The following is a 14,166-nucleotide window of genomic DNA, read 5'->3' as shown; positions in this document are numbered from 1 at the left end:
TAGGTAAATTGCTAAAATTCTATTTGGTCCTTGCAACCGGGTTAATAAAGAACGGGGACTAATACGGGACTAAGGCCATTAGCCTAGAGACTTCGAAAGTTCACCCCGTTCTTTTTTTGTTTATCAACAAATCTAGACTTATCAACAAAGAAAAAAAGAAGTAAAAAAAGAAATTTTCATTATCATTATCATCCTTTTTAAGATAAGTAAATTTATGTATTGCAAACCTAAAGGAAACTTCGGGATTTATTGTTTTTGAATAAACATGAAAAGTAGGCCGTTCTCTTCAATTATGAATTTTGAATGACTCTTATCCTTACAAGAAATATATAATAGCTCAACGGAGATGAATTATGAAAGTAACTGACTAATTTAAAGAAATACCTGGGGCTTTCGCGGAAGTTCATCACGATAGTGATAAGTATGAAGCAAAAAAGACATCAGGGGTTTTGCGTTGAGCAACGAAGCAAAAATTTCCTGAAATTAGTCTTGACTTTTTGTTTCGTTTTGCGTCAAGGCAAAATGAAAGGAACTTCAATTGATGAGATTCTGAATGACACTCCCGTACTCGTGTCTTCAGAATGACAGATATGGAAATGAGATACTGAATCGCACTTCGCCTATGGCTGCATTTGTTCAGCATGACAGTGAATCATGGTTTGTCATTCTGGAAAATATCCACGATAGGAGATATTTATTCAGAATCTCACGATTTATAAAGATATCAGATTTTAGGCAGCAGGCTTTAAGCTTTAGGCTTTTTTAATTTTGAATTCCTCAACTCTCACCTCTAATTACTGATTAGGCTTTTATATCACATAAAATTATTATAGCTTTCTCATTAAATTTTAGTTTTTAAAGATTAAGTTTGTAAGATGGAAGATAAAAATCTTTACATTATAGCAGGATGTAACGGAGCAGGAAAAACAACCGCCTCCTATACCATTTTACCTGAAATTATTGAATGTAAGGAGTTTGTTAATGCTGAGAAATCGCCAAAGGTCTTTCACCTTTTCAGCCTGAAACGGTCTCATTTGAGTCTGGTAGAATAATGATTAATCGAATTAATGAGCTTTTAAAAGAAAATGAAAGCTTTGCTTTTGAAACTACATTATCAACGAGAAGTTATAAAAACAAAATATCAAAAGCAAAAGAACAAGGATATACGGTTACTTTATTGTTTTTTTGGTTAGATAATATTGAATTAGCAAAAGAACGTGTAAAAATAAGAGTAAAAGAAGGTGGGCATCATATACCAGAAGATGTCATTGAAAGAAGATATTTAAAGGGAATATATAATTTATTCGATATTTATTTACCTATAATTGATAATGTTCTGATATTCGATAATTCTTACGGAAAACACGAATTAATAGCTCAAAAAATAATTACAGAAGAACTTGATATTCTTAACAAGAATAAATTTTCACATTTAAAAGAATATTATGACAAAAAAAGATAAACAAATTGAATTGAAAGATAAGATTGTTACTGGACTTGAAAAAGTTTACGAAAAGCTTATCGAATTTAAAAAAGAAAAAAATAGTGAGTTAGTCATTATGAAAGATAATAAAATTGTGAAAATAAAGCCAGAATAAAAATAACTCCAAAAGATGACTAATGATTCGGTTATCAGTTTGCCGTGATTCGATTTTTCGTGATTAGTGATCTGTGAATCGTGATTCGGTTCTCAGTTATCGGTTATCCGTGAAATCGTTTATTCGTGTAATGATGACTAGTCAAATAGCTTTAGGCTTTTTTAATTTAGAATTTAAAATTCAAAATTTTGAATTAGGATGCTCTCACCTCTCTTCAACCCTCGCCCCTTTGACCCATGACTAATTCTGTTTTTCGTGTAGTCGATTACTTTCTCCTCGTCACTGGTTACTCATCACTAGTTACTTTTTGACCCAAGACTATTAGACTCACGACTCAAAAACTCACCTCTAGTCTCTCACTACTTGTCACTCATTGACTCATGGTTATTAGATTCAAGAATAATTCTGTTATCGGTTATCTAAAGTCTCGCTTTCAGATGGCAAAAAGCTGAAAAATTCTGATACTAAGAAAATATCAAAATGTTTAATTCGTATATTTGATAAAAATCGTAAAAAATGGATATTCAAACTAGAAAAATAGAATTTATTCAAAAATTTCTAAAAGTTGAAAGTGAAGATGTGATAAACCGTCTTGAAAAAATTTTACGGATAGAAAACAAAACTTCTGAAAAAGAAGAATTTGAGTCTATGACTATTAAAGAGTTTAACGAACGTATTGATAAATCAATGGAAGACTCTAAAAATGGAAGACTAACCAAAGCAAGTGACTTAAAAGCCAAAATGGAAAAATGGGGTTAGAAGTTTATTGGACTGAATTCTCCGAAAGGGAACTTAAAAAAATATTTGATTACTACGATAAAAAAGTAAGTTATCGGGTCGCCAAGAAGCTGACAGACGGAATTTATAATGAGGCACTAAAGCTTGAGCAACAACCCGAAATTGGACAAATCGAGGAATTACTCAAAGATCGAAAACAAGAATTTAGATTTTTAGTTTACAAAAACTATAAAATAATCTACTGGATTAATATTGTTGAGAGTAAAATTGAGATAAATGATGTTTTTGATACCCGACAATATCCAGCTAAAATAAAAAGAACAGAATAAAGTCAGTTCTCAGTTTTCTGTTCTCTGACATCTGTCATTCTGCCCCGTCCCGAAGTTTCGGGACCGGGATCAGAATCTCATGAATTGTATAATCGGTTATTCGTTGATTCGATTTTTCGTGATTAGTGATTAGTGATTAGTGACTAGTGAGTCGTGATTCGGTTCTCAGTTTTCGGTTCTCAGTTTTCGGTTCTCAGTTATCTGTGATTGGTGAATGGTGATTCGTTTTCGGCTGTCCAACTTCTAGTGTCTGATGTCTATTTTTTTTCGTTAGTCCCGAGTTATTCGGGATGAATTTGTTGATTTTCCAATATGAAATCTAACTGTTCTTTTAATTCTTTTAATAAATGTTTTTCATTAAGTTCTTGGTAAAGTATTTCCCTATTATGTTCAATTTCAGCAATGCTTAAACCATCCTTCAAGTTTTCTTTATTCAATTCGGTCTCATAACAATAAACAAGAATACCAATGCGCTTTAAATAATGATAAAATGTATTGCGCTTGCTCAAAAAAACTTTTGCACCATGCCAAATCACAGGAATAATTGTTCCTACACCTTGCTGACGACGTGCATTAAATATAGCAATTTTAGTAGTTTGTAAATACTCATTGTATTTTTTTAAAGGAAGAAAACTCAGTATCGGTTTAAAATTTTCATCAAATGTTTCAAAACCCTCTTTTGTTACCATATCAATATATTGCTTGTTACCATAACCTAAAGGAACAATTACTGAACTTTTGATATTAGCCAATGAATTGATACTTGCAAAAACATCAATATGATTATTAGAGATATGACCTGAATTTCCAATAAAATAATGCTGTTTCTTATTATTAATTACTTGATCATTTAAGTCAACCATATATTCTAATGAAAAATAGCAAAATCTCAACCACTCTGCATCAGATTTAAGCCTTGATTTAACGAAATCAAATTCTTCTTGATAAACGGCAGCGATATAATCCATTTTCCTGAGATTCAGAAGTTTCTTTTCTATCCTGCTTAAAGGCAAGTCTCTTTTAAAATTTCTTACATAAGGTCTTAAAGAATCTTTAAGTTCTTTTTTAAAAGGTCTTTTCTGTGGTGGAAAGAGTGATAGAGTTCTTTTATCTAACAACTTTTTTCTTGAATATAGTTTCGGATCATTATAAACCTCCATACCAAAACAAAACCATATTAATTTTGAAGTTCTAGAGATATAACGAAATACTACTTTCATTATAGGAATATAACTATGAAAAAAAACTACATCGGCTTTACTTATGGTTTCAGAAAAATCTTCTATTGTTTCAGGTAAAAATGTTTTAGTATTTTCTTTAAGTTTAACGTGTGTTAACTTTTTATCGTTTGGATGTAGAATTAAAAATAAATTATCCTGTGGATATATCTTTTCAAAAGTATTATTGGCTGCATTGATAAATTTTTCATCATTACAGATATGTAGTATTTTCATTATTTAATTCTTTTAGCTGGATTCCCTACGACTACTGAATTTGAAGGAACATCTTTTGTAACAACTGCACCTGCTCCGACTACTGCCCCTACTCCTATACTTAAATTTGGTAAAATGATAGCTCCGCTTCCTATCTGTACATAATCACCTATATTTACACGACCTAATAGTTTACAAGCTGGTGATAACTCTACAAAATCTCCTATTTTAACATCATGAGTGATGATCACATTGTAATAAATCAATGAACCCTTTCCTATTAAAACATCATTAGAAATATGAACACCAGACAAAATATTACAACCTTCTTTTATTGTACTGTATTTTCCGATATTAGTCTCAGAACTTACCGTACTTTGTAAAACTCCTCCTAAGTCTTTAAACTGTTTGTAAAGCTTATACCTTATTTTACTATTTCCTATACCAAGTGTAAATTTATTTGAACTTGATGTAAAGAAATCTTGTGCCTCAGTCTTTGTTTTTAATATTGGATATTTACCATATAATAACTCAGGAGCATTTTTAGTTACATCATCATAAAAAGCTAGCTGTTCAAGCTCTGATGAGTTTAAACTTTGTAAAACCTCTTTTGCAAAACCTTTAGCTCCAACAATTAACATATTGATTTTATTATAAGTTCTAAGTCTAATGTGTCTAATCCAACATATAAAGGCAAACACAAAACCCGTTGCGAAATACTTGCTGCAACGTCACATGTGTTTGTATTGATATAAGGTAAGCTTTCTAAGCTTGGATAAAAATAACGTCGTGGATAAATATTGTGTTGTTTTAGTTTAGCTTCCGCTTTTAATAAATCTTCTTCTGTTTTGAAAACAACAGGATAATAGCTGTAATTCCAATCAGTTCCTGGGCGTATCTTGAGTTTAGATAGTTTTGAAAAATCAAGATATGCATCGTAATAATCACAAACTTTTTTTCGCTCCTGGATAATCTTATCCATATAAGGTAAAACGCTTAAGCCCATCGCGGCTTGCAATTCGCTCATTTTTGCATTGATGCCCAAACCATGATATTCTAAAGGGCCATTATGACCAAAGTTGTGTCTGTAAAAAATCTCATGATAAGTTTTCTCATCTTGTACAAAAGCAGCTCCGCCTTCGCCTGTATGGAAAAGCTTGGTGGCATGAAAACTACAAGTACTCACATCGCCATAATTAAAAATAGATTGTCCTTGGTATTTTACAGCAAAACAATGCGCTGCATCATAAATCACCTTTAAGTTATATTGATGAGCGATACGCTCGATTTCTTCTATATGACAAGGATTTCCAAAAACATGAGTTGCTAAAATAGCAGTTGTTTTGTCCGTTATTGCAGCTTCTATTTTGCTTTCGTCTATACTTAGATATTCGGGATGGATATCTACAAAAACCGGGGTGCATTTTTCCCAAACAATACTGGAAGTGGTTGCCACATAACTGAATGGCGTTGTGATGACTTCGCCTCCTTCTGCAAAAGCCTTTAAAGCGATTTGCATCGGCAGCGTGCCATTTGTCATCGGGATAATTTTATTAACGCCTAAATAATCAACTAAGTTTTGAGACAGCTCTTTATAAAGCTCACCATTATTCGTCAACCATTCATTTTTCCAAATACGCTGTATTTGTGCTTGGTATTCTTCGATGGGCGGAAAAAATGTTTTAGTGACGTTGATCATAATTGATAAAATTATTTCTTTATATCAGCTGTTTTGTTCTCCCAACTGAAAGTAGTTTTTCTTGGTTTTTCATTTAAGAAATCACATAATTCAATATATGCAGTTGGTTTAGAAATATTAAGAATTAATAAATCATTTGGCCTGTGACGAAAGTATTCTTTAACATTATTGTTGTGCTGATTATAATAATTTCTTAAAACTCTTTTGTTGTATAAGTCATCATCGGTTACATCAAATAAAGACTTAATAACATCGTATCTAAAACCTGGATAAATACCTGGAGCATTCAATAACTCCTCTTTAGATAGAGGGTTTTTACCATCTCCCCATAATTTTGAATGAAATTTCGTTAATGAATCTGTCCACTGTTCAGAGTTGTCTCGTATTGTAAGTATAAATTTAGATTTAGGAAAAAAGTGATCCATTATGACATAAGTGAAAGGATAGCTAAAAGGAGCATCTTGAAAAAAATCAGCAGTCTTTGCTAATTTTATTATTCGTGAAAACTCTCTTTTTTTCCAATCATTTGTCAGTCTAGTCCCATCCATCTGATTTCCAACAGAGTACCCAAAATCCATCATTTCTTTTTCTAAAGAAGTAGTTCCTGTTTTATTTAAACCTACACAGAAAACTTTAGATTTTTGAACCTTTCTTTTAAAAATCATATTAAATCCATTTAAAATTTGGTTTTAGAGGACCTGGAGTTTTACCTTGCCAATAACCTTCTTTCACAGTTTCTTGCACTACTGAAAAGTTTAACACATCACTAAATCGCATGAGTAGATTTCTACCATCATTTGCCTGAATATCAACAAAGAAAACTCCTTGATTAAAAAAGAAGTTTGGTATCTCTAACTTTAATTTAGTTTTAGTTTTTTTAAAACTAATAAATTCACTATCAGTAGTTACAAAAATAATCTCTCCTTTTTCATCTTTAAACCTAAGACCAAATAAGAGTTTTTCTTGATAATAATTATCAAATTCAATGTGAAATTCAATTTTATCACTTCGTAATATAGTACTACCAAATTCTTTATTTGCGGCTTTTACTCCAAAAGAATATAATCTAAAATTAAAACTTTCACATTCATCAGGAGTAAAATAACGTAAATATTCTGCTCCTTTTTTATTTCCCATTTTCAAATAATAATCCACACTTTCTTCAGCTGAACCTTCAAAAACGGAAGTTCCGTTTTCGAGTACAACGCCTCTGGTGCATAAACTCTTTACTGCTGCCATATTGTGGCTCACAAACAAAACCGTACGTCCGCCTGTGCCTGAAATGTCTTTCATTTTGCCAATGGCTTTTTTCTGAAACTCGGCATCGCCAACGGCCAAAACTTCATCAACCACCAAAATATCTGGCTCAAGGTGTGCCGCCACCGCAAAGGCGAGTCGCACGCGCATCCCTGATGAGTAGCGCTTTACTGGCGTGTCAATATACATGGCACAGCCAGAGAAATCGATAATTTCTTCTTCTTTTTCTTGTATTTCTGATTTGGTCATGCCCAAAATTGCACCGTTCAGATAAATATTTTCACGGCCAGTCAGCTCTGGGTGAAAGCCTGTACCAACTTCCAGTAAAGAGGCAATACGGCCTTTGGTTTTGATGCTGCCTGTGGTGGGCATGGTTACCCGTGATAATATTTTTAATAAGGTTGATTTCCCAGCGCCATTTTTGCCAATAATGCCTAAAACTTCGCCTTCTTTCACATCAAAATTAATGTCGCGCAGCGCCCATACATAATCTTCTTTCGCTTTTGAAGCTCTGTCGTTTTCAGCACCAATTTTCAAATACGGATCTTCTTTCCCGCGTATGCGGTGCAAAAACCTGTTAAGATCATGACTCAATGTACCAGTACCCACCAAACCAAGGCGGTATTGTTTTGAGATGTTTCTGGCGGTTAGGATGGTGTTCATGTCAGTGATTTGTTTTTTCGTGATTTGTTGTCTGTGATTCCGTTGTCTGTGATTTCGTGATTCGACTACTCACTATAATTCGTGATTTGTGATTCATGTTTTTACTATTCACCACTCACCATAACTCGTGATTCGTGATTCGTTGTCTGTGATTTGTGATTCGTGACTCGACTACTCACTATTCACCAGTCACTACTCACCATTCACTATCCACCACTAGTCATTTTTTCTTCTTATGTAATTTCTAAAACCAAATATTAACTTTCTAGTATTCGTAATTTGTTTTTCAAATGTAATAGATTTCTGAATGTATTTTTGATCAATAGCAATCAAATATTGAGTTTCTAATTCAGCTAAAGAACCTAAACTTATACTTAAAAACCTTAAAAGCTCTTTATCCGATTCTCTCCCTGCGCCTTCTGAAATATTAGATGGAACTGAAATAGCTGATCTCAAAAACTGAGATTTTAAAACATAACGTTCACTATCTGGCATTTCGTTTGCCAAATTATAAGCCAGTGATGTTAACTTCATAGACTCTTTCCAAACATCTAAATCTTTATGATCCATATCCAACAAATTTGTTTATCAGTGATTTGTGATTCGTGACTCGACTACTCACCATTCACTAGTCACCACTCACCACTAAACAGTATCAATAAAATTCTTCTCGGTTCTGTTAAAAATAACGAGTCCGACAAGGAAAACGAGTACAGAAAAGCTTAAGGCATAGGCAAAGCCAAGCCATGAAAAGAGTCCTGTATCGAGTGTCATATATCTAAATCCTTCAATAATTTGTGCAATTGGGTTGTATTTAAAAGCCCAGTAATATTCTGGTAAATCGTCACGTACTTTTTGCATAGGAAAAGGTACTGCTGAGAGATACATGAGCAACTGAACTGCAAAAGTGAGTAGCTTTGTTAAGTCGCGGTACTTGGTGGTAAATGCTGAAATGACCATCCCGAGTCCTAAGCCTGAAAGTGCCATCATTAAGATATAAACCGGGAAAAGAATCAGACTTGCATTTGGTGATACGTTTGCGCCTTGAGCGACATAATAAATATAGAATCCGACGAAAATACTGAGTTGTATAAAAAACTTCAAGAGGTTGGAAACCGTGATTGACATTGGCATAATGACTCGCGGAAAATAAACTTTACCGAAGATGTTTTGGTTTTTTGTAAATGTGCCAGATGTGCCGTTAAGGCATTCTTTAAAATAGTTCCAGGCGGTAATACCAGCGAGGTTAAATAAAAAGCTAGGCACCACACCTGTACTGACGTTGGCGACATTATTAAAAATTAAGGTAAAAATAACCGATGTAAACAACGGTTGAATCAAGTACCAAAGTGGTCCGAGTATTGTTTGTTTATAAACGGTCACGATATCACGCTTAACGAAAAGCATGAGCAAGTCACGATAACGCCAAATTTCTTTAAAATTAAAATCTAAAAGACCTTTTTCAGAATTGATTTCGTAGAGCCATTCTTTATCCTCTAGCGATGATTGCTGGGTTTTGCTATGCGTCACTTTTTTCATGTTAGATTGATCAGCGAAATTAAGATTTTTTTATGAGACAGCAAGGTTTGTTTGTTGTCGGTTTCTCGGTTATCTGTTTTCAGTTTACCGTTTTTAGTTGATCGTTTTTAGTTTTTCGTGTAATCGTTTATTCGAGTATTCGTGTAGTCGGTTGTCTGTTTTTTCGTGATTCGTGAATTGTGATTCGGTTGTCAGTTTTCTGTTGTCGGTTGTCTGTTTTTCGTGATTCGTGATTCGTTTTTCGTGTATTCGATTATTAGTATAATGGAATAATATAAGAAATAGTCTGTCAAACAAGTGGAAGTGCTTTTTGATTTTTTGCAAAAAATAGCATGTAGCGCAGTTTGAGCAGCGGTTTTATGGAGCTTTAGCGGAGTAAAAATTTCCTATTATTATTTAAGATTTTTTTGTTTCGTTTTTTCATCATTGGAAAAAATGAAAGGGATACAATTTATGAGTTTTCGGTTATCCTGTTCTCAGTGATTGGTGAATTGTGAATCCGTTATTCGACTCACAAGACTCACGACCCAAGACTATTTGACCCATGATTAATTCTGTTTTCAGTTTCCGGTTGTCAGTTTTCGGTTATCTGTTTTCAGTTTACCGTTTTCAGTTTATTGTTTATAGTTTTTCGTTTTTTCGTGTAATCGTTTATTCGACTATTCGTGTAGTCGGTTGTCTGTTGTCAGTTTTCCGTTCTTAGTTACTCATTACTAATTACTAGTTACTATTAAACCCAAGACTAATTCTTTTATCTGTTTTTCGTGATTAGTGAATCGTGTTTCGTGTTTCGTGTTTCGTGATTCGTGATTCGTTTTTCGTGTATTCGATTATTTGTATAATGGAATAATATCAGAAATAGCCTGTCAAACAAGCGGAAGTGCTTTTTGATTTTTTGCAAAAAATAGCATGTAGCGCAGTTTGAGCAGCGGTTTCACAAAACGATAGTGAAGTGAAAATTTCCTTTTCTTATTCTTGACTTTTTGTTTCGTTTTGCGTCAAGGCAAAATGAAAGGAACTTCTATTGATATTCTCTCTTCTTTTCCATTGCCGAAAAGAAGCACCCCGAAGGGTCGGGACTAGGCTTATTTTCCTGTTTCTAAAAACTAGCTAAAGATGCTTTGCCCCGCAACGCGAACCGTTTCACTCGCAGATTGCTCCCTCTGCCTTTCTCAGCGCTTTCTAGTTTTCAAAAAAACATAAAAAATAGGCCGAATCTTTAAATTTAAAATTCTGAATTATAAATTTTGAATGACCCAAAAACTCATTAACTCAAAAACTCGTTGACTTAAAACCTACCTCTCACTTACTACCTATTACCTTCTCCCTACTAATTACTAGTTACTCTTTGACTCACGACCCATAATCATTTGACTCAAAACTAATTCTGTTCTCGATACATTGTTTTCTCCGTTATCACTACAAAAAAATACTCGAACTGACAGTTACTTTTCAATTTCAAGTTCGATTTCTTGTTTCCTACATCTTGCATCTATTGTCTAAGGTCTGCTTTTTCGTTTATTCGTGTCATGGTGGAATCGGTTTAACAATTTTAAATTTTGAATTCTAAATTTTGAATTTTTCATCTCTCATATCTTTCTTCTATTATCTAAAATCTATAAAACACTAACAACTACGATAAAAAAAACACCTTCCGTTTCCGAAAGGTGTCTTTATTTAAAAATATGTAAGTAAATTACTTAATTTCAAAAACAACTCTTCTAACTAATTTTCTAGCATTTGAAGAATCTTTATTTACTGAAGAATCCATTCCTCCACCTTCGTAAGACAAACGATCTTCGCTAATTCCTGAAGCAACTAATACATCATAAACGTATTTAGCTCTTTTTTTAGAAAGTTGCATATTGTAGTTTTTGTTACCAATTTGATCAGCATAGCCAGTTAATTTAGCTGTTGATCCTTCATTAGATTTCATGTACAATACAATTTTATTGATTGCTGCATAAGAATGATCTTCTGGTTGAGTACTATCAAATTTGAAGAATACACTAATTAATCCTGAATTAGCCATAGCTTTTACACTATTGACATCACCACCTTGGTAGTTGTTTTCAAATTCTGATTTAGTGATATATTTCTTTTGTAAAGATTTATCAATCTCATCAGGAATACCGTTACCATCAGTATCAACTGCTCTACCTTTAGCATCTACAGCAACACCATTAATAGTGTTTGGCTCTTCGTCTAAATAGTTAGGGATGCCATCACGGTCATCATCAGCCATTTTATCTTCAATTTCGTCTAATTTGTTTTCTGTATTTGTGACACGGTTGTCTAATTCATTAGCTTTACCAGCAGCCGCCCAATCAGCGTGATATTGATTACCACCTAAGTAAACAGAGATACCTGCAGAAAGCGTTGTTACCATTCCGTCAAATCCATGAGTTGAAGAACCTCTTGTGTATTGCATTCCATCCATAGTTATATCTTGCTTTAAGTTACCTTGCATAGCAACATCAAGAAATAGAGAAACACGATCGCTAACTCTAAACTGTGGTGTAAAACCAAGTATTAAGTGAACTGCTTTCTCATTGTCAGCTAAAGCGCCGTCATCATAAGATAAAAAAGTTGCTCCAGCACCAGCATGAGCTAATAAACCTAAACGATTTGTGAAAGTATTGAAATTTAGAACTGAGCCTAAATTAACGACACCTTGTAAACCAACGCGTGAATATTTTGTGCTAAAGTCAAAAGCAGAATGTTCGTCGCTTTCAACTTTTGCGAAAGCACCATCTACCATTAAACCAACTTTATCATTAAACATGTAACGCACACCTAATCCATAGGTAAGATCAGATAAGTAGTCTGAATGACCACTTATGTATGGACCAGAGGCTGTTAATAAACCAACATTGGCATTGATAGACCATTTGTTATAGTCCATGCTTTTTTCTTGAACAGATTCAGACATTGGTGTCTGTGCTTGTGCGATTGAAACTCCTAGCAGCATCGCCAAGCCTAAAAATGTAACTTTTTTCATAATTATCTTCATTTTGATTATTTTACAAATATATATATTAATTACACACAAAACCTAAATTCCAATTAACATTTAATTGATTCTTAAGGGTTAATGTTAAGGATTACTTAATTTAGATTAATTTATCCAGCTCTTTTTGGGTCTAAACTTTGGTAAATTGAGTTTTGAGAAATATATTCTGGTGCTAATTTCTTTATGATGTCAACTAACTCCATATTCATACTTTCCTCATCTGCTTCAATTTCAAATTGAATTAGTTTGTCTAAAATGGTTTCAAAGTTTTTGATATTATTATCCCTTGCTTTTGCTATTAATATTTTTTCGTGATGTGTTGCTATTGTATTTTCACCATCAGCCAATAATTCTTCATAAACTTTTTCTCCAGGACGTAAACCAACGATCTTAATGTCAATATCATTAGGATATTGCAATCCGCTGAGCTGAATCATTCTTTTGGCAAGGTCATAAATTTTGACGCTTTCTCCCATATCAAATACATAAATCTCCCCTCCTTCACCCATTGCTCCAGCTTCCAATACAAGCTGACAAGCTTCAGGTATAGTCATAAAATAGCGTGTAACATCTTTATGCGTGACTGTTAAAGGGCCTCCATTCATTATTTGTTTTTTAAATAAAGGAATCACAGAGCCATTACTGCCTAGAACATTTCCGAATCTCGTTGTTATAAATTTTGTTTGATTTTGTTTTTTTGAAACTTTCGACACATATAATTCTGCTATCCTTTTAGTAGCTCCCATCACATTTGTAGGATTAACAGCTTTGTCTGTAGAGACCATCACAAATTTTTTAGTTTTAAAAGCAATTGCGCAGTCTATAATATTAATTGTTCCTAAAATATTGGTACTTGATGCCTCATAAGGGTTACTCTCCATTAAAGGAACATGTTTGTAGGCAGCTGCATGGTAAACCACGTCAGGCTTATGTTTCTTAAATAGCGATTCCATTCTTTTTTGATCTCTTACATCAGCTACAACAAATATGATTTCCGGTAAATCCTCATTGCGCCTTGCTAAGCATGTTTGCTGAATATCATAAACTGGGGTTTCGGCTTGGTCAACTAATACAATCTTTTTGCATGGATAATTCAGTATCTGGCTAACTATCTCACTACCAATAGACCCTGCTCCACCTGTGACTAAGACAACCTGATCTTCTAACTGTTTAGAGACGCTTTCTTTTTTTAATTGAATAGGATCTCGACTTAATAAATCTTCAATACGAATATCTTTAATTTGTTGTGCTTTTAAATCGCCATCTATCCAATTTCTGAGCGGAGGAACTATTTTTAGATTAACGGGGAAGTTTTCAAAGTTTGAAACTAAATTATTTAAATTTTTAGAAGATATATTCTGAATTGAAAAAATAATTTCTTTTATATGATTCTTTTCAATAAACTCTAAATCAATGATGCTTGGAGAATAAACTGACTTTCCGTTGATTTTATTTTTCTGTACTTTTGGGTTATCATCAATAAACCCAACGATGTTTTTAGCTAGACCTCTTTCATTTGACAAGGCATTGTACGTTATAATTCCTGACTCGCCCGCACCGTAGATCATTACTTTTTTTTGGCTTGACTTTGCCTGTATGTATTGAAAATAAATTGACTTGTAAGCAAATCTTAAAAAAATCAGGCTCATACTGTTGATTAAAAAATGAACCACTAATATCGAGTATATCATTTTAGACGAATTAAAGTCTAAAAGTGAAACATATATAGATAGCAATATAAGCGCTGTAAGTCCTACCCACAAAACTCTAAGCATATCATTAAAGCCTGTATGACGAATAATCCCTCTGTAAGTTTTGAAGATTACGAATAAAATAGCGTACACAATGAGGGTTGCACAAATCAACTTGATAAAACTGGTTGAAAAAGGTTCCCAGT

At 33.3% G+C, this 14,166-nt stretch carries 12 protein-coding genes and 1 pseudogene; 4 read left to right on the top strand and 9 right to left on the bottom strand.

The annotated features are described in order from the left end of the window. The first annotated feature begins 875 nt into the window (after window positions 1-875). The 4 genes and pseudogenes from BLV84_RS11140 (at window position 876) to BLV84_RS11130 (ending at window position 2,665) form a co-directional block, all read left to right on the top strand. Window positions 876-1,462: pseudogene (locus BLV84_RS11140) on the top strand (zeta toxin family protein). Then, window positions 1,446-1,598: a hypothetical protein gene (locus BLV84_RS12560; RefSeq protein ID WP_200796275.1), complete on the top strand. Its 153-nt coding sequence runs from the start codon at window positions 1,446-1,448 to the stop codon at window positions 1,596-1,598. The pseudogene BLV84_RS11140 and the gene BLV84_RS12560 overlap by 17 nt, the downstream one beginning before the upstream one ends. Window positions 1,599-2,114: 516 nt before the next feature. Further along, the gene (locus BLV84_RS11135) at window positions 2,115-2,357 is read left to right on the top strand and encodes a hypothetical protein (RefSeq protein WP_093245348.1); all 243 of its coding nucleotides are present in this window, start codon (window positions 2,115-2,117) and stop codon (window positions 2,355-2,357) included. Beyond that, complete coding sequence (locus BLV84_RS11130) at window positions 2,348-2,665, top strand: type II toxin-antitoxin system RelE/ParE family toxin (RefSeq protein ID WP_093245345.1); 318 nt, start codon at window positions 2,348-2,350, stop codon at window positions 2,663-2,665. Before BLV84_RS11135 ends, BLV84_RS11130 begins: the two co-directional genes overlap by 10 nt. 281 nt (window positions 2,666-2,946) lie before the next feature. Here BLV84_RS11130 and BLV84_RS11125 read toward each other — a convergent pair whose 3' ends face one another. The 9 genes from BLV84_RS11125 to BLV84_RS11085 all read right to left on the bottom strand — a co-directional run bounded on the left by BLV84_RS11125 (window position 2,947) and on the right by BLV84_RS11085 (window position 14,044). Next, window positions 2,947-4,119 carry a TDP-N-acetylfucosamine:lipid II N-acetylfucosaminyltransferase family protein gene (locus BLV84_RS11125; protein WP_093245342.1) on the bottom strand — a complete coding sequence of 391 codons (1,173 nt, stop codon included), beginning with the start codon at window positions 4,117-4,119 and terminating at the stop codon, window positions 2,947-2,949. Continuing rightward, window positions 4,119-4,739, bottom strand: a complete 621-nt coding sequence (locus BLV84_RS11120) for a NeuD/PglB/VioB family sugar acetyltransferase (RefSeq protein ID WP_093245338.1) — start codon at window positions 4,737-4,739, stop codon at window positions 4,119-4,121. The genes BLV84_RS11125 and BLV84_RS11120 overlap by 1 nt, the downstream gene beginning before the upstream one ends. Further along, window positions 4,733-5,797: a DegT/DnrJ/EryC1/StrS family aminotransferase gene (locus BLV84_RS11115; protein WP_093245335.1), complete on the bottom strand. Its 1,065-nt coding sequence runs from the start codon at window positions 5,795-5,797 to the stop codon at window positions 4,733-4,735. The genes BLV84_RS11120 and BLV84_RS11115 overlap by 7 nt, the downstream gene beginning before the upstream one ends. Before the next feature lie 11 nt (window positions 5,798-5,808). Then, window positions 5,809-6,462, bottom strand: coding sequence for a sulfotransferase (locus BLV84_RS11110; RefSeq protein ID WP_093245332.1), 654 nt, complete (start codon window positions 6,460-6,462; stop codon window positions 5,809-5,811). A 1-nt stretch (window position 6,463) separates the two neighbouring features. Beyond that, a complete protein-coding gene (locus BLV84_RS11105; protein ID WP_093245329.1) occupies window positions 6,464-7,717 on the bottom strand; it encodes an ABC transporter ATP-binding protein in 1,254 nt (417 codons plus the stop codon). Window positions 7,718-7,933: 216 nt separating this feature from the next. After that, window positions 7,934-8,287: a four helix bundle protein gene (locus BLV84_RS11100; RefSeq protein ID WP_093245326.1), complete on the bottom strand. Its 354-nt coding sequence runs from the start codon at window positions 8,285-8,287 to the stop codon at window positions 7,934-7,936. Between the two features lie 75 nt (window positions 8,288-8,362). Beyond that, window positions 8,363-9,256 carry an ABC transporter permease gene (locus BLV84_RS11095; RefSeq protein ID WP_093245322.1) on the bottom strand — a complete coding sequence of 298 codons (894 nt, stop codon included), beginning with the start codon at window positions 9,254-9,256 and terminating at the stop codon, window positions 8,363-8,365. A 1,696-nt stretch (window positions 9,257-10,952) separates the two neighbouring features. Continuing rightward, window positions 10,953-12,257 (bottom strand): OmpA family protein, encoded by a 1,305-nt coding sequence (locus BLV84_RS11090; RefSeq protein ID WP_159429426.1) that lies wholly within the window; start codon window positions 12,255-12,257, stop codon window positions 10,953-10,955. 122 nt (window positions 12,258-12,379) lie between these two features. Beyond that, window positions 12,380-14,044, bottom strand: a complete 1,665-nt coding sequence (locus tag BLV84_RS11085) for a polysaccharide biosynthesis protein (protein ID WP_262501512.1) — start codon at window positions 14,042-14,044, stop codon at window positions 12,380-12,382. Window positions 14,045-14,166: the final 122 nt, after the last annotated feature.

The sequence above is a fragment of the Psychroflexus halocasei genome (assembly GCF_900107595.1).
Classification (GTDB): domain Bacteria; phylum Bacteroidota; class Bacteroidia; order Flavobacteriales; family Flavobacteriaceae; genus Psychroflexus; species Psychroflexus halocasei.
Note: the sequence above shows the minus strand (reverse complement) of the source record. Positions and strands in the feature narration are given on the sequence as shown.